The organism is Flavobacterium sp. B330r, assembly GCF_056824325.1.
The window spans coordinates 1,720,635-1,745,473 of record NZ_CP124860.1; the positions used below are offsets into that span (position 1 = coordinate 1,720,635).

26 protein-coding genes are annotated in these 24,839 nt (G+C 34.4%); 12 read left to right on the forward strand and 14 right to left on the reverse strand.

The annotated features are described in order from the left end of the window. Positions 1 to 92: 92 nt before the first annotated feature. From QLQ95_RS07875 to QLQ95_RS07910, 8 genes are all read right to left on the reverse strand, one after another. A complete protein-coding gene (locus tag QLQ95_RS07875; RefSeq protein ID WP_111284876.1) occupies positions 93 to 503 on the reverse strand; it encodes a BrxA/BrxB family bacilliredoxin in 411 nt (136 codons plus the stop codon). A gap of 241 nt (positions 504 to 744) precedes the next feature. Next, positions 745 to 1,077 (reverse strand): ArsR/SmtB family transcription factor, encoded by a 333-nt coding sequence (locus QLQ95_RS07880; RefSeq protein WP_482503321.1) that lies wholly within the window; start codon positions 1,075 to 1,077, stop codon positions 745 to 747. A 220-nt stretch (positions 1,078 to 1,297) separates the two neighbouring features. Beyond that, positions 1,298 to 2,095, reverse strand: a complete 798-nt coding sequence (locus QLQ95_RS07885; protein WP_095930233.1) for a tetratricopeptide repeat protein — start codon at positions 2,093 to 2,095, stop codon at positions 1,298 to 1,300. 12 nt (positions 2,096 to 2,107) lie between these two features. Continuing rightward, the gene (locus tag QLQ95_RS07890) at positions 2,108 to 3,283 is read right to left on the reverse strand and encodes a lycopene cyclase family protein (protein ID WP_482503323.1); all 1,176 of its coding nucleotides are present in this window, start codon (positions 3,281 to 3,283) and stop codon (positions 2,108 to 2,110) included. An 18-nt stretch (positions 3,284 to 3,301) separates the two neighbouring features. Then, positions 3,302 to 3,766, reverse strand: coding sequence for a thioredoxin family protein (locus QLQ95_RS07895; protein ID WP_482503324.1), 465 nt, complete (start codon positions 3,764 to 3,766; stop codon positions 3,302 to 3,304). A gap of 154 nt (positions 3,767 to 3,920) precedes the next feature. Next, entirely contained in the window at positions 3,921 to 6,173 is a 2,253-nt protein-coding gene (locus QLQ95_RS07900; RefSeq protein ID WP_482503325.1) for a TonB-dependent receptor, read from the reverse strand. A gap of 193 nt (positions 6,174 to 6,366) precedes the next feature. Next, complete coding sequence (locus QLQ95_RS07905; protein ID WP_482503326.1) at positions 6,367 to 7,272, reverse strand: NAD(P)/FAD-dependent oxidoreductase; 906 nt, start codon at positions 7,270 to 7,272, stop codon at positions 6,367 to 6,369. A 10-nt stretch (positions 7,273 to 7,282) separates the two neighbouring features. Then, positions 7,283 to 7,636, reverse strand: coding sequence for a MerC domain-containing protein (locus QLQ95_RS07910; protein ID WP_095930228.1), 354 nt, complete (start codon positions 7,634 to 7,636; stop codon positions 7,283 to 7,285). Positions 7,637 to 7,729: 93 nt separating this feature from the next. Here QLQ95_RS07910 and QLQ95_RS07915 point away from each other — a divergent pair, with 93 nt between their 5' ends. From QLQ95_RS07915 to QLQ95_RS07925, 3 genes are all read left to right on the forward strand, one after another. Then, on the forward strand, positions 7,730 to 8,122 hold the full coding sequence (locus QLQ95_RS07915) for a Fur family transcriptional regulator (RefSeq protein ID WP_095930227.1): 393 nt from the start codon (positions 7,730 to 7,732) through the stop codon (positions 8,120 to 8,122). A 74-nt stretch (positions 8,123 to 8,196) separates the two neighbouring features. Next, positions 8,197 to 10,065 (forward strand): Nramp family divalent metal transporter, encoded by a 1,869-nt coding sequence (locus QLQ95_RS07920; RefSeq protein ID WP_095930226.1) that lies wholly within the window; start codon positions 8,197 to 8,199, stop codon positions 10,063 to 10,065. Positions 10,066 to 10,169: 104 nt separating this feature from the next. Continuing rightward, positions 10,170 to 10,823, forward strand: coding sequence for a metal-dependent transcriptional regulator (locus tag QLQ95_RS07925; RefSeq protein WP_320495441.1), 654 nt, complete (start codon positions 10,170 to 10,172; stop codon positions 10,821 to 10,823). Positions 10,824 to 11,006: 183 nt separating this feature from the next. Here QLQ95_RS07925 and QLQ95_RS07930 read toward each other — a convergent pair whose 3' ends face one another. The 6 genes from QLQ95_RS07930 to QLQ95_RS07955 all read right to left on the reverse strand — a co-directional run bounded on the left by QLQ95_RS07930 (position 11,007) and on the right by QLQ95_RS07955 (position 16,601). Beyond that, positions 11,007 to 11,408 (reverse strand): hypothetical protein, encoded by a 402-nt coding sequence (locus tag QLQ95_RS07930; RefSeq protein WP_482503328.1) that lies wholly within the window; start codon positions 11,406 to 11,408, stop codon positions 11,007 to 11,009. Positions 11,409 to 11,525: 117 nt separating this feature from the next. Beyond that, the gene (locus tag QLQ95_RS07935) at positions 11,526 to 12,308 is read right to left on the reverse strand and encodes an enoyl-CoA hydratase/isomerase family protein (RefSeq protein WP_482503329.1); all 783 of its coding nucleotides are present in this window, start codon (positions 12,306 to 12,308) and stop codon (positions 11,526 to 11,528) included. Between the two features lie 11 nt (positions 12,309 to 12,319). After that, entirely contained in the window at positions 12,320 to 13,735 is a 1,416-nt protein-coding gene (locus tag QLQ95_RS07940; protein ID WP_095930222.1) for a sensor histidine kinase, read from the reverse strand. A 124-nt stretch (positions 13,736 to 13,859) separates the two neighbouring features. Next, complete coding sequence (locus QLQ95_RS07945) at positions 13,860 to 14,411, reverse strand: CopD family protein (protein ID WP_482503331.1); 552 nt, start codon at positions 14,409 to 14,411, stop codon at positions 13,860 to 13,862. 84 nt (positions 14,412 to 14,495) lie between these two features. Further along, positions 14,496 to 15,509 carry a ferrochelatase gene (gene hemH, locus QLQ95_RS07950; RefSeq protein WP_482503332.1) on the reverse strand — a complete coding sequence of 338 codons (1,014 nt, stop codon included), beginning with the start codon at positions 15,507 to 15,509 and terminating at the stop codon, positions 14,496 to 14,498. A 216-nt stretch (positions 15,510 to 15,725) separates the two neighbouring features. Then, the gene (locus QLQ95_RS07955; protein WP_095930219.1) at positions 15,726 to 16,601 is read right to left on the reverse strand and encodes a helix-turn-helix domain-containing protein; all 876 of its coding nucleotides are present in this window, start codon (positions 16,599 to 16,601) and stop codon (positions 15,726 to 15,728) included. A 227-nt stretch (positions 16,602 to 16,828) separates the two neighbouring features. Here QLQ95_RS07955 and hemA point away from each other — a divergent pair, with 227 nt between their 5' ends. From hemA to QLQ95_RS08000, 9 genes are all read left to right on the forward strand, one after another. Then, positions 16,829 to 18,079, forward strand: a complete 1,251-nt coding sequence (hemA, locus tag QLQ95_RS07960) for a glutamyl-tRNA reductase (protein WP_012023029.1) — start codon at positions 16,829 to 16,831, stop codon at positions 18,077 to 18,079. Between the two features lie 187 nt (positions 18,080 to 18,266). Beyond that, entirely contained in the window at positions 18,267 to 19,190 is a 924-nt protein-coding gene (gene hemC / locus QLQ95_RS07965) for a hydroxymethylbilane synthase (RefSeq protein ID WP_095930218.1), read from the forward strand. After that, the gene (locus tag QLQ95_RS07970) at positions 19,190 to 19,855 is read left to right on the forward strand and encodes a uroporphyrinogen-III synthase (protein ID WP_095930217.1); all 666 of its coding nucleotides are present in this window, start codon (positions 19,190 to 19,192) and stop codon (positions 19,853 to 19,855) included. The genes hemC and QLQ95_RS07970 overlap by 1 nt, the downstream gene beginning before the upstream one ends. A 97-nt stretch (positions 19,856 to 19,952) precedes the next feature. Next, complete coding sequence (gene hemE, locus QLQ95_RS07975; RefSeq protein WP_111377708.1) at positions 19,953 to 20,978, forward strand: uroporphyrinogen decarboxylase; 1,026 nt, start codon at positions 19,953 to 19,955, stop codon at positions 20,976 to 20,978. A 68-nt stretch (positions 20,979 to 21,046) separates the two neighbouring features. Continuing rightward, positions 21,047 to 21,424, forward strand: a complete 378-nt coding sequence (locus QLQ95_RS07980; RefSeq protein ID WP_482503335.1) for a hypothetical protein — start codon at positions 21,047 to 21,049, stop codon at positions 21,422 to 21,424. Then, positions 21,421 to 21,846 (forward strand): hypothetical protein, encoded by a 426-nt coding sequence (locus QLQ95_RS07985; protein ID WP_095930214.1) that lies wholly within the window; start codon positions 21,421 to 21,423, stop codon positions 21,844 to 21,846. Before QLQ95_RS07980 ends, QLQ95_RS07985 begins: the two co-directional genes overlap by 4 nt. Before the next feature lie 3 nt (positions 21,847 to 21,849). Beyond that, positions 21,850 to 22,755, forward strand: a complete 906-nt coding sequence (gene hemF / locus QLQ95_RS07990; protein ID WP_482503337.1) for an oxygen-dependent coproporphyrinogen oxidase — start codon at positions 21,850 to 21,852, stop codon at positions 22,753 to 22,755. Positions 22,756 to 22,893: 138 nt separating this feature from the next. Beyond that, entirely contained in the window at positions 22,894 to 23,829 is a 936-nt protein-coding gene (locus tag QLQ95_RS07995) for a DUF4421 family protein (protein ID WP_482503339.1), read from the forward strand. A gap of 90 nt (positions 23,830 to 23,919) precedes the next feature. Then, positions 23,920 to 24,807, forward strand: a complete 888-nt coding sequence (locus QLQ95_RS08000; protein WP_482504056.1) for a fructose bisphosphate aldolase — start codon at positions 23,920 to 23,922, stop codon at positions 24,805 to 24,807. The last annotated feature ends 32 nt before the right edge of the window (positions 24,808 to 24,839 follow it).

Below are 24,839 nucleotides of genomic sequence, written 5' to 3' on the forward strand. Positions count from 1 at the left end.
TTTTGTTTTTATGCTTTGTGCCTATGTTACTCTGTCACTTTGTATCTAAAACCTTAGAGCCTCAGCAACTCAGAACCTTAGTACCTTAAAAATTAACAAAACTCGTTAAACGCATCCTGTAAATTCTCAGCGATTAATTCAGCTGGGCGTCCTTCGATGTGGTGACGCTCTAACATGTGAACCAATTCTCCGTTTTTAAACAAAGCCATAGATGGCGAAGATGGAGGAAATGGAAACATATGTTGTCTCGCAGCATCAACAGCTTCTTTGTCTACACCTGCGAAAACAGTAATTAGATGATCTGGTTTTTTAGCATTATCCAAACTCATTTTTGCTCCCGGACGTGCATTTCTTGCAGCACACCCACAAACAGAGTTTACAACAACTAAAGTGGTACCTTCAGCTTTGATAGCATTCTCTACAGCTTCAGCACTATGTAAATCTTGAAAACCAGCTGCTGTTAATTCAGCCTCCATTGGTTTTACCATATCTAGTGGATACATATTCTTTTGTTTTAAATTGTACTTTTTGAACTGCAAAGTTACAAAGTTTACTCGCAACTAGTTACTTTCAAGTATAAAGTTTTGTTATAGTTTAATATTAAATTTAATATAGTATGTGTTCACCCTCCTTACTCCAATTTTTCAGCAATAACTTCGCTTTCTTCTTTTGATTTTTTATGCGAAAACTGGTAATTATATTTCTTCAAATGACTATTCTTGCCTCTTACTTTATGCTTAGTAGTTAAAACTGTTTCTTTATTGTCTTCAGAAATTTCAATTGTCGAAAGATAACTGCTACAATATTTTTTAGGGCATTAATATTATCTACTCCAACAGAATAAATGGTCTTCTTGCCTTCATATTGTATCTGAACCAGATTTGCCTTTTTTAGCTCTAACAAATGCTTGGATATCGTTGATTGCGCTAGTGGAATTAATTCCACTATTTCACCACAAGTTCTTTGATCTCTTTTCCACAGAAGAGTCATAATCTGAACTCTCGTCGGATGTCCGAGTGCTTTACAAATTTCAGCTATTACTTCTGTTTCTTCATCAAATTTTAGAGGCTTGGCCATTCTTATTGATTTACAAATTCTTTCATCGTTAATTGTCTATCATAAGCGACATATTATGTCTTTAGACAATAAACAAATCTAAGTACAATGCAAATCTATAACTACCCCTGAAAGTCGTTAAAGTAAAAGAATAAGACAAATTATTCGCGCCAGCTTCTATTTTGCCATACTAAAAACCACGTACTTTGGGCTATCAACTATTTTTTACGATTATAAAATACTACTTGCCAAATTTCTTTTGATACGGATACGTCTCATAAATAGTATTGTCTTCGTTTATCGAAAATCCTTTTGCGGCATCTTCTCTTGCTATGCCAACCAATGCGATAACTTCATCTCGAGATTTACCTTGCTTGAGCCAGCAAATCGCTTTATAATATTTAGCATCTGAGAATTCTGGATATATTTTTAATGCTTTATCAAAAATAGCAATTGCTTCATCCCATTTTTTAAGTTCATACTTTGCAATTCCTTGATAAAAATAAGCCGTAGGATGCTCCAGCTGCTGCCTGTTTTTATAAATATCATTCACATAATCATCTAAAAGCTTTTCTGCTTTTTCGTATTCATTTAACTGAAGATAGCATAGCGCTTTATAAAAATTAAACGAATGGTCCATAACATAGCTGTTTCCGTATAATTTTATAGCTTCATCAAAATCAACAATGGCCGCTTTGTAATTATGTGAAAAAATGCATTTCATAAAGGCACGATAAGAAAGCCAGCGTTCTTTATCATAGAACACTGCTTTATCTAAATAAGGCATGCCAACTTCATACTTTTTGCATTTAAAATACGGCATTGCTTTCTGTTGCCATAAATAGGCAATTGTACTGTCTTTTTTCAAACCTTCGTCAATACAATTTTGCCATTCAGACATTTCAAAAACATAATTATGCTTATAAGCACAACTGTCGAGATATTGAGTAACAATCTCATCTTGCGCTTTGTTTTTAGACACTTGTCCAAACGATAAAAGAGTAAAAAATAAACTGAATCCTAGAATAATGTTTTTCAATGGTTACGTTTTTTAGTTAGATTTATTTGAAAGAAAAATCACTCTAAATAACGCTTTAATAAATGGTATTTTTGGACACTTTAAAATAACTTTAACATCTTCAAAAAAACTCGTTTCTTCATCTAAAAATTTAAAAATCAATTTTGGATTTCCTTTTCGAAATAAGGAGGAGAAAATAGAACTTCCCAGTTCGTTATGACGATAGAGAATATCCAAAAGCAATAAATCGTAAAACCAAAACTTAGACTTTTTATGAAAACTTTTCATTTCGAAATCTTTCTCTTGAATAAACTCCACCAAATCTGAAGATTTTTTATCTGCGTTTTTAAAAGTATAACCTGTACTGGCTTTTGTCCAGCCACCAGCCGTACCAATATTCAAAACCCGTTTGGTGTTTTTTTTCCAAAAAGGATAGCAAGTCATTGGGATACTTCCCTCCTCTTTTTCGAGAATTTCGTAGTTTTCTGTCCCTAATTTTTTCAGATAAAGCTCAATGGCTTTTTCGTATTCTTTTTGCGGAAGGAGTTTTTCGGAAAATAAAGTATATTCAACCAAAGCCTCCGTTTTTGAAGTTGGCAAAACATACATAAATCGCGTATTTCCTTTTTGTTCAACAGAAAAATCCATGAAAGTGACTTCTTCTGGATTGAAAACTTCCTCTTTCGTTTTCACAAACCAACCCACAAAATGCTGTTGCAAAACGGGATATTTGTTTTGCCTTTCGGCGAAAGCCTTAGTATAAATGCTATTGAAAAGATAATCGCAAGTATATCGATTCTCTTCTGTTCCGACAAAAACGTGCGTTTCCAATTCGTTGATATCGGTCACTTTTTCGTTTAAAAAAGTAATATTCGGTTGTTTTGAGATGGTTTTGAAAACAAAATCATAAAAATCTAAACCCTTGATTTTATTATATGAATAAGGTCTAAGATCCAAATCGCGTTTGAAATTCTCATTGGCAAATAAGGCCGAATCCCATTTTTTTGAAATAACCGAATTCCAAACACTTTCTTCTTTCTCCCAAAAACACCAAGTTCTGTCATTGGTTTTCTTTGAATTCTTATCTAGCAATAAAATCGACTTATCGGAGAATTTTCCAGACAAAACCATTTTGTAAACCGTCATCAAAGATGCTAGTCCTGTTCCTGTAAATATGTAGTCGAAATGTGGGATTTGTGAAGAATTCATTCTCAAAAATAAGAAAATTTACTTTTCCAGATTTTCTAATAGTGCTTTAAAATCTTTTAGCGCCATATAATTGTTGTATTGAAAGATAATTTCATTCTTATCGTTCAAAACACATAAAATAGGATATGCTATTTGATTGTTTATCGTTCCAAGCTCCAAAGCCAATTCATGAACACCAACATTATTCCCCGAAGGTTGAAATTTAAAAGTGTGATTATTAAATCTAATATCTCGTTTTTCCTCTGCATTGAAATCAATAAAATAGAAATCGGTATTTAGTTTTTCTATAATCTCGTGATTATTGAAAGTTGTCGCTTTCATTCTTTGGCAAAACTGACACCAATCGGTATGGATGAAAACAATGATTTTTCGTTTTTGAATTTGTTGCAAGCTATCTATTTCTTCAAAAGTTCTGCTTTTTAATTGGCAAAATCCTGTTGAAGTTATCCCGAAGAAGAAAATAAATAGAAATAGCTTTTTCATTTTTTTGTTTTGTTTGCCACAGATTAAAAGGATTAGAAAATCTTTTTTCTCCCTGAGCGAAGTCGAAGGGCACTCCAATTGGAAAGGGCTTCAACTTCGCTCAGCCTGACAGACTAAAAATCTTTTTAATCCGTGTAATCTGTGGACTATAAATTTACCTAAAAGTATATCGTAATCCCAAAAATCCGCGAATAGTTTGGTTCTGCCCATAAACATAAGTGGTATCAAATGTCAAACCGTATGGATTATCTGGCGTTACTAATACTTTTCCTGCCGAATCATATTGTACATTTTTATCGAAAGGATCATTCGTTCTCGAAATCAAAAACGGATTATTTTGTTTTGGTGTAAAGTTCAGCAAGTTTTTAATTCCTCCATAAACTTCAAAATCTTTCCATCCTGAATACGTAAACTGAATGTTCTGAATGCTATACCAAGGCGAATTTGGACTTCTTGGGTCAGTTTCGCTCAACAAAGGCAATTTCATCGGACTGTAAACATTTCCTGTATAATCCATGGATAAATTCCAAGGTTGAATTTTGTATGAAACACTCCAAGTTCCGGTGAAATTCTCAGTCAAAAAGGGTCTTTCCGAAATTCCGTTTTCAACATTTTTGTTGTCTAAAACCGTTGCTCCAACAATAAATTTTAATCCAGAAGGAAAATTAAGATCGACATTTGTACTGATTCCTTGGCTTATTGCATAACCATCAATATTGTCGTAGATAATTTCGTTTGGATTAGTTTCGTAATCTGAAATAATCTTATTACTGAATCTCGTATAGAAAGCAGTCATTTCAATTCCCATAAACGTTCCGTTTCCGAAATTGATTTTCTGAATGTAATTCAAATTAACATTTACAGATTGTTCGGGTTTCAAATCATTTTTAATAATAACGTCTCTTGAACCCGTCAACGCCGCATGATCTTCGGTAAACAAATTCACAACTCTAAAACCCGTTCCAGCATTTAATCTAAAAATGGTGTTTTCGCTTGCCTTAAATCTATAGGCAAATCTTGGTGTAAAAATAGATCCGTGAATAGAGTTATAATCATAACGCATTCCCAACAAAACCTGACTTTTTGGAGAAAATGTAATTTCGTCCTGAACAAAAATTCCTGGAAGCCAAGTATTTTCAGCTTCTTTGGTTGCAGTCGTGTTATCGTCATAATAGGTATATCGGCTTGCGATTCCTGCCAGCAAATCGTTTCGTCCAATTTTTTTATCCCAAGTCAATTGCAAAAATCCAATTTTCTGATTGGCGATATACGAAGTTGTTCCATAACGGCTGTCCTGATAATGAACATTTCCAGAGAAAGAAAGCATCAATTTTTCTTCAAACGGCAATTGGTAACTTCCAATTAATTCGGCTCTTTTGGTATAAATACTTTCCCCATAAATTTCATCGCCTCCACGGTATTTTTTTTCCCAACGAATGTCTCCGCCCCAACGATCTTCATACATTCCGCGCGCTGCAATGGTAAATAATCGATTATGATTTCGTTTAAAACTCCATTTATTAAAAACCGAAATACGTTCAGAAAGCGTAACATCGGTAAAATTATCTTTGTCTTTATCTATAACTTGATCGTAGTTGAAGTAATTAATTCCGATAAGCGAAGTCGCTTTTTTTCCAACATTAAATTTCGTTCCTAAATCAAGATTGCTTTCAAAATAGGAAGTTGTAAAATAATCAGCAGAAAAAGTTGGTGCATTCGTTGGATTTTTAGTGATAATATTAATCAAACCACCAACGGCTTCACTCCCATAAAGAGACGACGCTGGACCTTTTACAATCTCGATTCGTTCCACCAAAGAATTCGGAATTCCAGACAAACCATAAACTGTCGAAAGACTGCTTACAATTGGCATTCCGTCTATCATAACCAAAGTGTATGGCCCTTCCAATCCGTTTATGTGAATGTCTCCCGTATTACAAACGCCACAATTCAACTGCGGGCGGACACCATTTATGTTCTGAAGCGCATCGTAAATACTTGGGGTTGGGTTTTTCTTAAAGAAAGTTGGAGAATATACCTCAACGGGAACGGCACTTTCTAATCGTTTTACAGGTTTTAGAGTTCCTGAAACTACCACTTCGTTCAATTCATTTTGATCTTCTTCTAATTCAAAATCCAAGTTCAGATTTTCATTTTCTAAAACTGAAATTCTTTGCGTTATGGGTTTGAATCCTGTTGAGGTTACATTTATTTTATATGTTCCGCTAGGAATATTTTCTAATTTATAAAGTCCTAAAGAATCAGTTTGTGTTCTAAAGTTTGTATTTAATAAACGAATGGTAATTTCCTGACCAATAGGAAGTATACTTTCTACTTTTCCAGTAATATTTTGAGAGAAAATGCTTTGTGTTGAAATTATTAATATTGTCAAAAATAAATATTTCATTGTTGTAAAATTAAATTTAGACAAAACTAAAAATTAAATTCGACAAACAATCATTCTTAAAACAAAAATTTCAAACTGATTGAAATCAAGATGTTATATTTTTTTAAAACCATATAAGTTATATAAGATAATTTAAGTTTGTGCTAAAATGGACTTATATAACTTATATGGCTTAACTACTCTTTTCTATTGACTAAAAATCTTCGTCAATAAGTTCTTTATTAATTACGGCGCCAGCAAAAGAACCGGTAGAAACCGCAATAGCCACAGATCGCATTTGTGTTGTGCAATCTCCGCTAGCAAAAATTCCAGCAATATTTGTTTTCTGCATGCCATCTACTTTTAACAAACCTTGTTCGCTACTATCGCATCCCAAAGTTTCAGGAATTGGACAATGCTGTTCAAAAGGCGGTCGGGCATAAATAGCTTTTACCTTCACTTTTTCTCCGTTATTAAAAATGATCTTTTTAATATAACCCTCATTATGCTCAAAAGAATCTATTTCTTCTTCGAAAATCTGAACACCATGATTTTTAAGAATTTGTGTTTGCTCTAAACTCAATTCCGATTTTCCGTTGGTGCATAATCTCAAGTCTTTTGTCCAATTGGAGATTAATTTAGCAAATTCAAATCCCATTTCACCATTGGCAATAATAGCAGTTTTTTCATTTTTTACTTCATAGCCATGACAATACGGACAATGCAAAACAGAAATTCCCCAACAAGCTGCAAAACCTTCAATTTCAGGAAGCAAATCTTTAACTCCCGTCGCAAACAATACTTTTTTCGAAGTAAAAATAACTCCCGACTCCATTTCAATTTCGAAACCGCCTTCTGTTTTAAGTGCTTTTATCGCAAATCCATTAAAAAATTGAACAGTTTTATAAATGTCGACTTGTAATTTGGCTTTCGCCGAAATAACTGCTGGCTTCTCGCCATCTTGAGTAATAAAATTATGAGAATGCGGTGTCTGTCTGTTGCAAGGCAAACCGCTGTCGATAACCAAAACCTGACGTAATGAACGTCCTAAACTCATTGCGGCAGATAATCCGCTGTAACTGCCGCCAATGATAATCACTTCAAAATGCTTCTGTTCCATATTTCTATTTTTAATGATTTTGTTTTCTATGTAATTTGTAATTGATTAAATGCCCGATGATCATTCCAATTCCTCCAAAATAAATCAGATCAAGATGAATTTCGAAAAAGAGTTCTGTCAAAATACTAATCCAAATCAGCGCCATTGAAACAACCAAAATTGACGATACCAAGAGAGCTGATTTTTTTATAATTTTGAGAATTGCAAATAAACCTATCGAAGCAAATAGTAAATCTATAATTGGGTTGTGACTCAAGCCTAAAGGGAGAATCGTTAAAAGAGGAAAAATCAAACAATGCACCAGACAAATGGTCGCGCTCGAAATTCCTAAAATATCGTAAAAGGATGTGCTTATTTTCTTCATTATGTGTACTTTTGCTTAATGCAATTTTGTTGCAAATATATACAATTTTATCAATTGCAACATTGTTGCGTTTAAATTTTAATTCCGTAAAAAATGAAGACTACACGTAATACCGCAGCAAAGACGGCTGTTTTAGAGGTGTTTGAGAAATCTAAAACGGCTCTTTCGCATACCGAAATTCACAAACAATTAAATGATTTGTGCGATCGCGTAACCATTTACAGAATTTTGGATCGTTTGATTAATGAAGATGTAATTCATAAAATTTCAAATTTGGACGGGACGGTAAAGTATGCCAAATGCAATCATTCGCATCAGCGTGTGCACATTCATAATCATGCTCACTTTAGTTGCGAGAATTGCCATGAGATTACTTGTCTTGAAACAGTAAAGCCGAGTTACATTATGCCGCACAATTATAAAGTGAACGAAATCAATTTTACGTTATCAGGATTATGTCCGAATTGTTTAAATTCTAACATTTAACTTTTAGACTCGTCTAAAAATATTGTTTCGCGAATATAATTTTTCTCTATATTTGTGAAAACAATACTTTTACAATGACCAAATCTTTAGAAGAAGTCCACGAATCGGTTTCTACAGAAAACAAAAAAAAAGGTTTTAGAAAAATTTTAGCCTTCTTAGGCCCTGCATATTTAGTAAGCGTTGGCTATATGGATCCAGGAAACTGGGCGACTGACATTGCCGGCGGAAGCCAATTTGGATACACTTTGGTTTGGGTTTTATTAATGAGCAATTTAATGGCGTTGCTTTTACAGAGCTTAAGTGCGCGCCTCGGAATTGTAACGCAGCGCGACCTCGCACAAGCCTCTCGAGAAACCTATTCCAAATACATCAACTACATTTTATATTTTCTCGCCGAAATTGCCATTGCGGCCTGCGATCTGGCAGAAGTTCTTGGAATGGCAATCGGAATTAATCTGCTTTTCGGAATTCCGTTGCTTGAAGCCGTTCTAATTACCGTTTTAGACACCTTTTTATTGCTTTTCTTGATCAATAAAGGAATTCGCAAGATGGAAGCCTTCATTATTGCTTTGGTTGCCATAATTGGCTTCTCTTTCATTTTCGAAATGATTTTTGCCGAGCCAGAAATGGGCAAAGTTTTACAAGGACTTATTCCTTCGATTCCAAATTCAGCAGCTTTATATATTGCTATCGGAATTATCGGTGCCACTGTAATGCCACACAACTTGTACTTGCATTCGTCTTTAGTGCAAACCCGAAAATTTGATAGAACTCCAGCGGGAATCAAACAAGCTTTAAAATATAACTTTATAGATTCTACTATCGCCTTAAATCTTGCTTTCTTTGTAAATGCGGCTATTTTAATTCTGGCAGCAGCCACTTTCCATAAAAACGGAATGTATGAAGTGGCCGAAATTCAAGACGCGCACAAATTTTTAGAACCACTACTGGGAACAAAATGGGCCCCAGCTTTATTTGCTATTGCGCTAATCGCCGCTGGACAAAGTTCGACTGTAACGGGAACGCTCGCTGGGCAAATCGTAATGGAAGGTTATCTTCATTTTAGAATTCAGCCTTGGGTACGTAGAATTATAACACGTTTAATTGCTATTATACCAGCTGTAATCGTGATTTTGATTTATGGAGAAAGCGTGACTGGAAAACTGTTAATTCTAAGTCAAGTCATTTTGAGTTTGCAATTGGGTTTTGCGATTATCCCGCTTATACATTTTGTGAGTGATAAGTCGAAAATGAAAGGTTTTCACATTTCGAGAACTACTCAAGTCGTATCTTGGATTATCGCAGCGATTATTGTTTCTTTAAATGCCAAATTGGTTTATGACGAAATCACTTCTTGGCTAGCAAACTCAAACCATCCGATGATTCTTTGGTTTACAGTAGTTCCTTTAGCATTCGGTTTTTTAGGTTTATTGCTCTACATCATTTTCAATCCTTTTATTGCAAAAGCAAAAAACAAAAACATAAATCATTCGCCTCATAATCTTAAATTGAAGTTTTCGCCAAGAGAAAGCCAAAGCATCAAAAACATTGCAGTTTCTGTCGATTTCTCACATGCCGATGAAGCTGCTTTGAACAAAGCCTTTGAATTGGGTGGCATTGACACAGAATATACCCTCATTCACATTGTAGAAACGGTCGGAGCCTTAATGTATGGCGTTCATGTTCACGATCACGAAACCACAATCGATGAGAAATTATTGCTGAAATACAAGGACATGCTTTCAGACAAAGGATTCAAGATCAAAACAGAACTTGGTTTTGGAAAACCAAACAAAGTAATTCCGAAAATTATAAACGAAGGAAATTTTGACATTCTCGTCATGGGAACCCACGGCCACACTGGATTAAAAGATATTCTTTTCGGCACAACAGTAGATAAATTGAGACATAAAATTTCAATACCTTTGTTGATTGTTAAATAAAGTTTCTAAGATGCTAAGCTACTAAAACTCTAAGGTTTTTATTAAAAAGCCTGAAAAGAAAACTTAGAATCTCAGCATCTTAGAAACTTAGAAGCTTAAAAAAAATGACCTTTTCAGAAGAAAATTACTTAAAATCGATATACCATCTAACAGCGGCTTTAGAAACTGAAGTGAGCACCAATGCTATTGCAGAAATTATGGAAACGAAAGCTTCCTCTGTGACCGATATGCTTAAAAAGTTGGCAGAGAAAGATTTAGTAAATTATAAAAAATATCAAGGAGTTTCTTTAACCGAAAACGGAAAACTGGCTGCAAAAATGATTGTGAGAAAACATCGTCTTTGGGAAGTATTTTTGGTGGAGAAACTAAACTTTAGCTGGGATGAAGTCCACGATATTGCGGAACAGTTGGAACACATCAAATCGGAGCAATTGATTAACCGTCTGGACGATTTTCTTGGAAATCCAACCGAAGATCCGCACGGCGATCCAATTCCGGATGCAAATGGACGAATCATTAAAATCGAGAAACACCTTTTATCAGAGCTTGAAGAGAATCAAATCGGAGTTTGTGTCGGCGTAAAAGATACTTCGTCAGAATTTTTAAAATATCTGGATAAACAAAGAATCGCTTTAGGATCAAAAATTGAATTGCTTTCTAAAGAATCCTTCGATCTATCGGTTAAAATTAAAGTGAATGATAGAGAATTGTCTATTTCTAATAAAATTGCTTCTAATTTGTTTGTGAAGCTGGTTTAAAGGTTATTTCGGAGAGATTCACAAAGAAGTTCACAGAGACACCCTTAAGAGTTTGAACAAGGTTTTTTCTGTCAGGCTGAGCGAAGTCGAAGCCCCCGCAAAGTGATTCTGCAAACGTAGGCTTCGACTTCGCTCAGCCTGACAAATAAGTTCTATAGCGACCATAGCCACTTAAATTATTCTTTAAACAATCCCCTTCTCAATCATTTCCAGCATAACTGGCGAAGCATTTTTAAAAGTTGGAGGTTGCTCAATAATACTTCCTGCATTCTTTTTATTTACTTTGAAAGTCACATCATCATCAGTTGTAAATAAAAGTGCCGTCAAAAAAGGATTTTTGATATGTGAGCCTAAAACCAACAAGGCTGCATCTAAAGTATGAATGCTTTCTATTTCTTCTGTTTTATATCGAAAAGTCAGCGAAATTGAGAATGTATTATCTTCATTGAGAACCAATCGGAAATAAACATTTTTAAGTTCGGTATCTCCCATGGTTTTGGCCAAAGTCAGTTTGGCGAAAGTTCCTTTTTGGATGCTTTCTTTAACTCGTTCACAAAAAAGGGCAAATATTGGTTCGTAAGACATATTATTGTGTTTATTTAACCGCAAAGGTCGCAAAGATTTACGCAAGGTTCGCAAAGTTTTTTAATTTTCCTTGTGTGCTTTTCGTAATCCCTTGCGACCTTTGCGGTTAAGAAAAAATTACTTTCCTGTAAATTCAGCTTTACGTTTTTCTAAGAATGCTGTGGTTCCTTCTTTAAAATCCTCGGTTCCAAAACATTCTCCGAATGATTTTATTTCAGTATCAAAACCATTTTTACCGTCTTTAAAGTTGGCATTGATTGCTTTGATTGCTTTTCCAATTGCGAATGGCGCATTTTTGATAATTTTCTGAGCGATTACGTTTGTAAATGACAAAAGTTCTTCTTGAGGCACAACATGATTTACCAAACCGTAATCTTTTGCTTGTTCAGCAGTAATCATTGCAGCGGTCATGATCATTTCCATTGCACGTCCTTTTCCAACTAATTGCGGTAAACGCTGTGTTCCACCATAACCAGGAATTAATCCTAAAGTTACTTCTGGAAGTCCCATTTTTGCATTGTCCGAAGCAACTCTAAAATGACATGCCATTGCCAATTCTAATCCGCCACCAAGAGCAAAACCATTAACGGCTGCAATAACTGGCTTTTTAAGGTTTTCAATAAAATCAAATAAAGACTCCTGTCCTTCAGCAGCTAGTTGTGCGCCTTCAACAGTGGTATAATTTGCAAATTCCGAAATATCTGCTCCAGCAACAAAGGCTTTCTCTCCGCTTCCGGTTAAAATAATAACACGAACATCATCATTTTTAGATAATGATAGAATAGCATTACTCAGATCACTAATGGTTGCTTTGTTTAAAGCATTTAATTTAGTTGGTCTGTTAATAGTGATGGTAGCAGCTTTTTCTACAATTGAAATTAAGATATTTTCGTAATCCATGACGCTATATTTTATGAGTTGGTGATAGGGAGAGAAACCGTAAATGTTGTTCCTTTTCCGTAAGTTGACTCAAAGGTAATTGTTCCTTTGTAATTTTCGATAATGTTTTTGATAATTCCGAGTCCAAGTCCCATACCGCTGGTTTTGGTAGTAAATTTTGGTTCGAAAATTCTTCCGATATCTTGTTTCTGAATACCGATTCCGTTGTCTTTTACGGCAATTTCAACATCGTTATTTCGCCTTTTTACCGAAACTACTATCGATTTCTGAAATTGACTTTCTGGAATAGCCTGAGTGGCATTTTTAACCAAGTTGGTAATCACACGAATCAATTGCGTACGATCCATTTTGGAAATGATTTCTTCTTCTTCTTTTTCAAAAGAAATATAATCTTCGTTGAAGATATCCAAAGCCAATTCGACAACCTCAACTACATTCAGCGTTTCGTTTTGCTGTGCTGGCATCGAAGCAAAGTTTGAAAATGCGGAAGCAACAGCTGTCATTGTATCTATCTGTTGAATTAAAGTTTCGGAGTAATCATTCATTTTCTGCTTCACATCTGGAGCAGCAGGATCGAATTTTCTTTGGAAACTCTGAACCGTCAAACGCATCGGCGTAAGCGGATTTTTAATTTCGTGCGCGACCTGTTTCGCCATTTCACGCCAAGCTTCTTCACGTTCGCTTTGCGCTAGTTTGATAGCACTGGTTTCCAATTTGTCTACCATTCCGTTGTAAGCTCTAATCAAGAAATTAACTTCTTTACTGTTGGCTTCCAGAACAATTTTTTCGTTCTTCTGATCCAGATTAGTCTCTTCTAGTCGCTCTGAAATCGTTTTTAATGATTTCGTGATATACGTTGAAAGGAAATACGCCAATGCAAAAGCAACAATCAGCATAAAAGAATAAACCTGACTCAGACGAATTAGGAAAGTATTCAACTCGTTATCATAATAACCATCGTCTTCTAAATAAGGAAGATTCAGGATTCCAAGCGGTTTAAATTTTTCGTCTTTAATTAAACTGTATGAAGAGCGGTTTTTGACTCCATCGATAGTTTTAATATCCACAAAACGTTTTTCGATGGAAGAACGAACCAGTTTAAGAATATATTCTGGAATTGGAGGTGCAATTTTATCTACAGCGAAAGATTCTTTGGATGACTTTAAAAGTTTTCCATCCAAACTGTAAATGTTGATTTCAATTTTATGAATCTGCGCTAACTCGTGAATTTTATCTTTAAAGATTAAATCTAAATTCTGAGTTTTTAGCGGATAAGTTGTAGTTGCCAGAACATAATTAATATGTTCTTTTACCGCATTTTCTTTTCGTTCTAAACGTTCCTGATGGTATTCTTTGGCCTCAGTTTTAAACTGAATAATCGAAATCGAAGCCAATAAAAAAGATGCCACAACAATCAATACAATCATCGATAGGAAAATCCTAGTTCGAAGTGATAGCATTGTCATTTTGAAGTTTAGCATGTTTTTAGTGATTAGTGAATAGTAATTAGTGAATAGTAAAAGCTTGAAACTAATTACTAATCACTTTTTACTAATTACTTTTTTCTCTTATTCTTTTATAAAAACGGAAACCCAGCATAATTAAAACGGAGAATAAAATAATTCCGATTACGCCGAAAATCCAGTTGATGGCACTTTTTAAAACTACTAAAAAGACAACCGCAAATAGAATAATGGTTGCGCCTTCATTCCATAAACGCATAAAATTATTGGTATATTTTACCTCATCGTTTTGCAGTTGTTTAAAAATCTGATGACATTTTCCGTGATATAAATATAAAAGAAAAACGAAACATAATTTTACGTGCATCCATGGCATTTTGATCCAAACACTTCCCGCATCTGTAAAAAACAACATCCAAAAAGCAAAAATACTCGCCAAAACCGCCGATGGCCAAGTAATAATGTACCACAAACGATAGGCCATTATTTTGTATTGCGCCTGCAGAATTTCTTTTTCTGGCGAAGGTTTTTCATTGGCTTCAATTTGATAAACAAACAAACGCACAATATAAAACAAACCCGCAAACCAAGTAATTACAAAAATAAGATGCAGTGATTTTAAGTAATTATAGTATTCCATTATTTTCGGTTTAAAGTTTCAGGTTTAAAGTTTCAAGTTATCAACTTTGAGAAAAACTTGAAACCTGAAACTTGAAACTAAATATTATTTCGCCCAATCATTAATCCAGTTAGAAACCGTCTTACACCATTCGTCATCGTCATTCAAACAAGGAATTGCTAAGAACTCTTCTCCTCCATTTGCTTCAAAATCCTCTTTGGCGCGCATGGCAATTTCTTCTAAAGTTTCTAAACAATCTGAAACGAAAGCCGGTGTAACAACTGCCAATTTCTTGATTCCTTTTGCTGGCATGTTATCAATTTCAACATCGGTATAAGGTTCCAACCATTTATCTCCCGCTAAACGTGATTGAAATGTCAGACTGTATTTATCTTCAGGAAGCCCTAATAATTTTACAACTTGTCTTGTTGTTTCGTAACATTGGTAACGATAACAAAACTCGTGCGCTGGTGAAGGCGTATTGCAACAAGAACCGTCAATTTTACAATGCGATTTAGTTACATCCGTTTTGCGAATATGACGCTCTGGAATTCCGTGGTAAGAAAACAATAAATGATCGTAATCAAAACCAACTAAATGTTTCTGAATTGAATCGGCTAAATTCTTGATATAATCAGGTTTATTGTAAAATGCCGGAACATCTGTAAACTTCATGTGTGGGAATTTCTTCTTACGGATTTCCTCTGCTTTTACTAAAATAGTCAAAGTTGAAGCCATTGCATATTGTGGATATAAAGGAAAAAGCATTACATCTGTAACTCCTTTATCGCTCAATTCTTGAAGTCCTTTTTCGATTGTCATACTTCCGTAACGCATTGCTAAAGAAACAGGAACATTTACAAGAGGCTGAACCTTTTTCTGCATTCTTTCTGAAAGAACAACTAATGGAGAACCTTCTTCCCACCAAATTTTTGCATAAGCATGCGCAGATTCTTCTGGTCTTTTTCTTAAAATAATACCGCGAACTAATAATGCTCTTAATAAATACGGAACATCGATCACGTATTTATCCATTAAAAATTCATCTAAATAAGGTTTAACATCTTTTGGAGTTGGACTTTCTGGAGATCCAAGATTTACTAATAATACGCCTTTCATTATTGTTTTTTTGCATTAGGCTTTAAGCATTAGGCTTTAAGCTTTTATTTGTTTTTAAAAATTTCGTCAAAAGTAGAACTTGCTACTTTTTAGAAATATGATAATTATTACTTTTTAATTATGTCTTTATTTATAAAATTGATTTCTCTCGCAGATTCGGGAAATTTAGCAACTATTTATTTTGTGCCAATTCGTGAATTAGTGGCGAACAAAAACTTACACATTCGCATTAATCGACATTAAATACTTCTTTGGAGTTGTCGCAAATTTTTTCTTGAATGCCGCGATGAAATGACTTCCTGTACTGTAACCGATTTTCAAACCAACTTCATTTACATTATAGGAACCGCTGTCTAAAAGTTTTCGGGCGAAATCCATTTTGTAATCGAAAAGAAAACCGTATACCGTGTCGCCGTAAATTTGTTTGAAACCCATTTTAAGTTTCTTCAAATTCAAACCAATTTCGTCTGCCAATTCTTGCAATCCTGGCGGTTCGGCCATATTAGCGATAATAATTTCTTTAGCTTTTCTGATTTTCAGAACGTTATCTTCATCAATTAAAAACGGACATTGTTCTGCGTTCGGATCTTCAGTTCTGTTGAAATACAAACTCAATAATTCGTATCCTTTTCCTTTATAATAAAGGTTTTTTATAGACGGATGAAGATTGTAATGAAACAACTGACTCAGCACAATCGCCATTGACGGACTGATATTTCCTTCGTTATAATACTTTTTATCCTTATTGTCTGGACTCAAAAAAGTAATATAATCGGCTTCGGCAGAAAACAACGCGTGAAATTTTTTAATCGATACAATTACCGAAATCGCCCAAGAGTTTGGAGCCAATTCTAAATTTAGCGGTAATTCTTTCTGCGGATTGTATAAAAGTAGCGATTTTTCTTCTTTCAATTCTAAAGCATAATTGCCTTGATTGAATAAGAATTTTGCATTTCCTTTTATCCCGAAGTGAAACTGTATCAGGCCAGTACCTATTATTTCATGCTGTGCATAAAATGGCTCTAGACCGTCATTTTGAAAACGGATCAGCGTAAAGTCGTCTTCAATTTTTATAATTTCTTGAGAACCCATAGCGATATTTTTTTGAAACAAAAATCGAAACAAACTCAAAATGTTATTTAGAACGACTCTAAACTAATCACTTCAAAGGAGTTGATTTTGCTACAAAAGTAGTCCTTTTTACTCAAAAACACCTATTTAGGTTCAAAAAAACATACAGCGACATAAAAAGTACTTTTAGCGTTATTTTTATCGATGGTATAGTAATAATTTTGTTGCACTTTTATGAAAGTGAATTTATGGAAAACAATAACGTACCGAAACACCTTTATTTTTACTCAGTTGGTCTGAGTTATAAAAAAGCTGATGCTGAGGTTAGAGGTCAATTTAGTTTGGATGCCGTTGCGAAAACACGTTTACTGGAACAAGCTAAAAACGATGGAATAGAAAGTTTACTGGTTACTTCAACTTGCAACAGAACCGAAATCTACGGTTTTGCCGAACACCCATTTCAATTAATAAAACTTATCTGCGACAACAGCAACGGTTCTGTTGATGCTTTTCAAAAAGTTGGTTTCGTTTACAAAAATCAGGAAGCAATTAATCATATGTTTCGCGTAGGAACTGGTTTAGACAGTCAGATCTTAGGCGATTTTGAAATTATATCTCAAATAAAAACCAGTTTTACACATTCAAAATCAATGGGATTAGCCAATGCTTTTATGGAAAGATTGGTCAATGCGGTAATTCAGGCAAGCAAAAGAATTAAAACAGAAACAGAAATTAGTTCTGGTGCTACTTCGGTTTCTTTTGCATCTGTACAATATATTTTGAAGAATGTTGAAGATATCAGTAACAAAAACATTTTACTTTTTGGAACTGGTAAAATTGGAAGAAATACGTGTGAGAATTTAGTAAAACATACTAAAAACGAACACATTACTTTAATCAACAGAACGAAAGACAAAGCTGAGAAATTGGCTGGAAAATTAAATCTGATTGTTAAAGATTACTCTGAATTACATTTAGAACTTCAAAAAGCCGATGTTGTGGTTGTTGCAACTGGCGCTCAAAACCCAACGGTTGACAAAGCCATTTTGAATCTTAAAAAACCTTTGTTGATTCTGGATTTGTCGATTCCGAAAAACGTAAATGAAAACGTAGAAGAATTAGAAGGCGTAACTTTAATCCACATGGATTATCTGTCTCAATTGACAGATGAAACTTTGGAAAACAGAAAATTACACATTCCAGCAGCTGAAGCAATCATCGAAGAAATCAAAGAAGAATTTGTTACTTGGATGAAAGGCAGAAAATTTGCTCCAACAATCAATGCTTTAAAAGAAAAATTAAACGCTATTAAAGCTTCAGAACTAGATTTTCAAAGCAAAAAAATTGCCGATTTTAATGAAGAGCAAGCTGAAATCATCAGTAACAGAATCATTCAAAAAATCACTACACATTTCGCAAATCATTTAAAAGACGACGATACCATGGTTGATGAAAGCATCGAATGGATCGAGAAAGTCTTCAAAATAAAAGCATCTTAAATACAGTTTAAACCAGATAAGTTATCTAAGTTCATTTAAAAACTGTGTTTTACCCAAACCGCTTAAATTTACTTATATAACTTATATAGTTTAAAAAAACAAAAAGTTATATCACACTATTTAAACTGTGTTTTACTCAAACCGCTTAAATTTACTTATATAACTTATATGGTTTAAAAAACAAAACATGGCTGAAAAAACAATCAGAATTGGAACGCGTGACAGCGAATTAGCACTTTGGCAAGCACATACTGTCGAGAAAAAACTAAACGACTTAGGTTATAAAACCTCGATTGTTGCGGTTAAATCTCAAGGCGATATTATTCTGGATAAACCTCTTTACGAATTAGGGATTACTGGAATTTTTACCAAAACGCTTGATATTGCTATGATCAATGGCGATGTTGATATTGCAGTGCATTCTATGAAAGATGTTCCAACGGCTTTACCAAAAGGTATCGTTCAAGGTGCTGTTTTATCAAGAGCCAATGTTCTGGACATTTTAGTTCATAAAGGAAATCCTGACTTTACAAATCCAAGTACCATTGCAACTGGAAGTTTGCGTCGCCAGGCACAATGGTTCAATAAATACCCAAATCATACTGTTGTAGATTTACGTGGGAACGTAAATACGCGTATGCAAAAACTTCAGGACAATAATTGGGATGGAGCTGTTTTTGCAGCTGCAGGTTTAGAGCGCATCAACTTAAAACCTGAAAATTATATCAATTTAGATTGGATGATTCCTGCTCCAGCACAAGGCGCAATGCTTGTCGTGGGAATGGAAAATGACAATTATACACTGGATGCCCTTTCGCAGTTAAATGATATCGAAACTGAAATTTGCACCTATATCGAACGTCAGTTTTTGAGAACGCTTGAAGGTGGATGTACTGCCCCAATTGGAGCTCTAGTAACATATAATGAAGATGAAGATACTTTGCATTTTCAAGGTGTTTTACTTTCTATTGACGGAAAACAAAAACTAGAAATCAACAAAACGGTTGATATTTCAGAATGGAAAAAATTAGGTTTCAATTCTGCTCAGGAGATTTTGAATAATGGTGGAACAGAATTAATGCAGAAAATTAAAGAATCTTTGAAGAAATAATGGCAAACGCAGTTCAAATACTATCTACTAAAATATTATCTCCTCTTCATAAACAAGAGCTGATGAAATATGGCGTAGAATTAATAGAAGCCGATTTCATTAAAACCGAAAACAAACCCTTCGAATTAAAAGACATTAACGAAAGCCTGATTTTTACAAGTCAGAATGCTGTTCATAGTGTTCTATCAGACCCAAAATCCGAAGAACTAAAAAAGAAAAACGTGTACTGCGTGGGTCTTAAGACCAAAACGCTTTTAAGCGATAATGGTTTTAATGTAGTGGCTTATACCGGCTATGCATCAGATTTAGCAGAAATTATCACTTTGATTTATGCGAATGAAAGCTACACTTTTTTTAGCGGAAATCTTAGAAGAGACACTTTGCCTGAAGCTTTCAAAGAAAACGGAATTAAATTCAATGAAATTCAGGTTTACGAAACCACACTTCAGCCACAGAAAATAAAAGCAAATCCTGAAGCGATTTTGTTTTTTAGTCCGTCTGGAGTCAAAAGTTATCTGAAACATAATACCATCAATAAACAAATCTGCTTTTGCATTGGTGATACTACCGCAGAAGCTTTATCAAAAATCACAAAGAATATCATCATCGCAGATCAGCCCACAATTGAAGACGTGATTGAAGATGTAATTCACGAATACAAATAAATTAAAGCAATAAGCTTTAGGCAGTAAGCCGTAAGCAAAAAAATCATAGTTAAAAACAAGCTTAAAGCCTAAAGCTTAAAGCCTAAAGCAAGAAAAAATGTTAAAAAACGACCTATTTTTAAGAGCATTAAAAGGAGAAACTGTGCAACGTCCGCCGGTATGGATGATGCGTCAGGCAGGAAGATATTTACCTGAATTTAGAGAACTTCGTGATAAATATGATTTTTTTACGCGTTGTGAAACTCCAGAATTAGCTGCTGAAATTACAGTTCAACCTATCCGAAGAATCGCTCCAGATGCTGCGATTTTATTTTCGGATATTTTAGTAGTTCCACGTGCTATGGGAATTCATGTAGAATTAAAAGACAATTTGGGACCAATTATTCCAAATCCGATTCGTTCTCTAGCAGATGTTCATAAAGTTTACGTTCCAGATGTAAATGAGACTTTAGGCTACGTTTTTGACGCTGTGAAATTGACTAAGGAAATGCTGAATGATGAAGTTCCGTTAATTGGTTTCGCAGGTTCGCCTTGGACTATTTTCTGCTACGCTGTTGAAGGAAAAGGTTCTAAAAGTTTTGATACTGCAAAAGGATTCTGTTTCTCAAACCCAGCTGCAGCACATACTTTATTGCAAAAAATTACCGATACGACTATTTTATATTTAAAAGAAAAAGTAAAGTCGGGAGTAAATGCCGTTCAGATTTTTGATTCTTGGGGAGGAATGCTTTCTCCTGTTGATTATCAGGAATTTTCATGGAAATACATCAACCAGATTGTTGACGCTTTAGCTGATATTACTCCTGTTATTGTTTTCGGAAAAGGATGCTGGTTTGCTCTTGGCGAAATGGGTAAAAGTAAAGCTTCTGCATTAGGAGTTGACTGGACTTGTTCGGCTAGAAATGCTCGTTATTTGTCTGGTGGAAATATTACTTTACAAGGAAATTTTGATCCGTCAAGATTACTTTCTCCAATTCCGACTATCAAGAAAATGGTTCATGAAATGATCGATGAGTTCGGAAAAGATAAATATATCGTAAATTTAGGTCACGGAATTTTACCAAATATACCTGTAGATCACGCCAAAGCGTTTATTGACGCTGTGAAGGAATACGGAAACTAGTATTCAGTTTTCAGTCGCAGTTTTTAGATTTTACTGCGACTGAAAACTAAAACTCAAAACTCAAAAACATGCTCAACAAAGGTTTAAGAGACGAAGAAAAAATCAGAATTGATAACGTTCTAAAGACATTGCGAACACTCATTTTTGTGCCTTATCCTTTGAGTCATTTACAAAAATCAGATATCGAAAATCATTTAAAAGAGTTTGGACTAAATATCCAAACATTAATCGATTACTCCAACGAAGAATTAATTACCTTATTAGCCCGTCTTCATTTTGACTGGGAACAATTAGAACAATTTGGTGATATTTTAATAGAATTCTCAAAAGAAGAAAACCATAATTTTACAGCTAAAGCTTTGGCAGTTTATCAATATATTCAGCAGGAAAGCAAGGTTTTTTCTTTTGGGATAAACAATAAAATCGCTTTCTTAAAATTTAAATGAGTTATCTAGAAAAAATTTTAAACGATATTGCTGATTTTAATTTTGAAAAATTGAATCCATTATATCAAGGTTTTTTTGTAATGGTGTTTTTTGCGGTATTTGCTAGTACTTGTTCTTATTTTTCAAATGAAGCCAAAATTAGTAAAGACGCATATAAAGAAATGTTTCATGAAAATTTTTCTGGGTTAATTGTGAAAAAATTTTTAGATAAACATAACCATATGTCTCAAAAATTTATTCTGAGAGATTCGACTCCAATATATGTTTATCCTGTTCTTTGGGAAAAAGCTGAAATAGGAGATTCGATATTTAAAAAATTAAATTCAAGATTTGTAAAAATCTTTAAAAAAGATACTACAATAGTAATTGATATGAATGCTGCATTCAAGTATCATGATACTATACCAGAAAATGAAAATTAGGACATGAAAGACAAATTTTACGCATACATACAAAATTTACAAGACCAAATCTGTGCTGGATTAGAAGCTGTTGACGGAACTACAAAATTCCGTGAAGACTTATGGAAACGTCCTGAAGGCGGAGGCGGGAGAACGCGCGTTATAGAAAACGGTGCTGTTTTTGAAAAAGGCGGTGTCAACATTTCTGCTGTTCATGGAAAACTTCCTGAAACGATGCAAAAAATGTTTGGCGTTGGCGAAGCCGATTTCTTTGCTTGTGGATTAAGCTTGGTCATTCACCCGAAAAACCCGATGGTTCCTACTGTTCACGCCAATTGGCGATATTTCGAAATGTATGACGAAAACGGAAATGTAATTGAACAATGGTTTGGTGGCGGACAGGATTTAACACCATATTATTTGTTTGAAGAAGATGCAAAACATTTTCACCAAACGTGTAAAACCGCTTGCGATAAACATAATCCAGAGTTTTATCCAAAATATAAAAAACAGTGCGATTCATATTTCTGGAATGCGCACCGAAATGAAGCCCGCGGACTTGGCGGTTTGTTCTTTGATTATTGCAAAGCAAATGAAGCAATGTCAATGGAAAACTGGTACGATTTTGTAACCGAAGTTGGAAATAGTTTCTTGGAAGCTTATGTACCAATTGTAGAAAGAAGAAAGAATTTAGAATATACTCCAGAAAACAGAAACTGGCAGGAAATCCGTCGCGGTCGTTATGTGGAGTTTAATCTAGTACACGATAAAGGAACTTTATTCGGATTAAAAACCAACGGAAGAATTGAAAGCATTTTAATGAGTTTGCCTCCGCATGTTCAATGGGTTTACGATCATCATCCAGAAGCGGGAAGCGAAGAGGAGAAATTGATAAATATATTGCAGAACCCGATTGAGTGGGTTTCTTAATCTAAAAATTTATTTAACACATAGAAACATAGATTTAAAGACCTATCTTAGGGCTAATTTTTAGAAAATTATATTTTTTCACATAGTCTGATTGTTCGGAATGAAACTTCTTTTAAAATTATCTAAAACTATGTTTCTATGCGTTTGAAACTGATTTACATCACATTTTTTATCAGCTTTTTTGGATGTTTTGCCCAAAACGATTCCCTGCACAATTCGTATTTTAAATCTTATAACGATAAAATCACAGCCAGCGTTTATTATTTAGACACTTCCAATAGTTTTCAAATTGCTTCAGGTCAGGATTCGCAAACGTATGTGAATCTAATTCCGAATCGAAGAGAACAGATTGGTTTTACTTTAAATTATAAAATCGTTGATATTACAATTGGTTTTGCTCCCAAATTCTTAAGTCAGAACAAGGGTGATTCTCATTCCAAAAACTTTAATTTCAACACCCGTTTTTACTATAAAAAATGGATGCAGTCTTTTACTTTTATCAACCAAAAGGGATTTTACATTAGTGATGATAATATCATTGCACAGCTGCCAAACATGCGAACAACAAAAATTGGCGGATCGACAGCTTACATTTTTAACGATAAATTCTCTTTTAAAACATTGGTGAGCCAAAACGAATGGCAAACCAAAAGCTCTGGAAGTTTTATCCCTTCATTTTCTTTTTACTACACCAATCTCGATTTAAATACTCCCGATTCGTCACCTGGGGATCTTTATGTATTCACTTTGGCTCCCGCCTATTTTTACAATTTCGTAATCAGTGATCGGGTTTTAATTGGCGCAGGACTTGCTTTGGGTGGTGGGTTAAATATTATTGATAAAGAAACCTCAGCTTTATATCAAGCCGATTTCAATTTAAAACTGGCCTACAATAAAGATCGTTTCTTTGGTTTTGCCAGTCTCAATACCGTAAGTTTTGCACAAGATGAAAAAGTCGATCCAAGATTGAATGACAATATTGCTACGGTAAAACTTTCTGTTGGTTACCGATTTGATCCTCCAAAAAAAGTAAAAGAAGTCTACGACAATGTCAATAAAAAAATAGGTTTGTAAGAAATCTTAACCCGAAATAAGCATACAGCCCAATTAAAATGCTTAAATTACAGAGATTTATAAAAACTAAAATTCATTGTTATGAAAGGTATAAACAGCGAACAGTTAAATCTCATGCATTCTGGAAAAGGTTTTATTGCAGCATTAGATCAAAGTGGCGGCAGTACACCTATGGCATTATCGCAATATGGCGTTGAAGAAAGTCAATACACAAATGATGAAGAAATGTACACTCTTGTACATGAAATGAGAACCAGAATTATCAAAAGTCCCGTTTTTGACAGCCAATATATTCTTGGTGCTATTTTGTTTGAAAACACAATGGATCGAAAAATTGACGGACAATGGACAGCAGATTATCTTTGGGAGAAAAAACATATTATTCCGTTTCTAAAAGTAGACAAAGGTCTTGCCGATCTTGCCAATGGCGTTCAGTTAATGAAACCGATTTCTAATTTAAAAGAATTGCTTGATCGCGCTGTAGAGCGAAAGATTTTTGGAACCAAAATGCGTTCTGTTATAAAAGAAGCAAATTCAAAAGGAATTCAGGAAGTGGTGAAACAGCAATTTGAAGTTGGTCTGCAGATATTTAAGAAAGGACTTGTTCCGATAATTGAACCTGAAGTTGATATTTACAGTACTGATAAAGAAAAATCAGAACAGATTTTGAAAGATGAAATTCAAAAACAGCTAAATTCTTTAGACCAAGACGTGAAAGTTATGCTGAAACTTTCTATCCCGACTGTAAATAATTTTTACAGCGATTTAATGACTGATCCTCATGTGGTTCGTGTTGTAGCGCTTTCTGGCGGATATTCTCGAGAAGATGCCAATCAGAAACTAGCAGAAAATCATGGATTGATTGCAAGTTTTTCAAGAGCTTTATCAGAAGGGCTTAGCGCTGGGCAATCTGAGGCTGAATTTAATTCGCAACTAGGAAATTCAATTAAAGAGATTTACGAAGCTTCCATTCAATAAAATCATAAAAAAATCCCTGAAGAGTTTCAGGG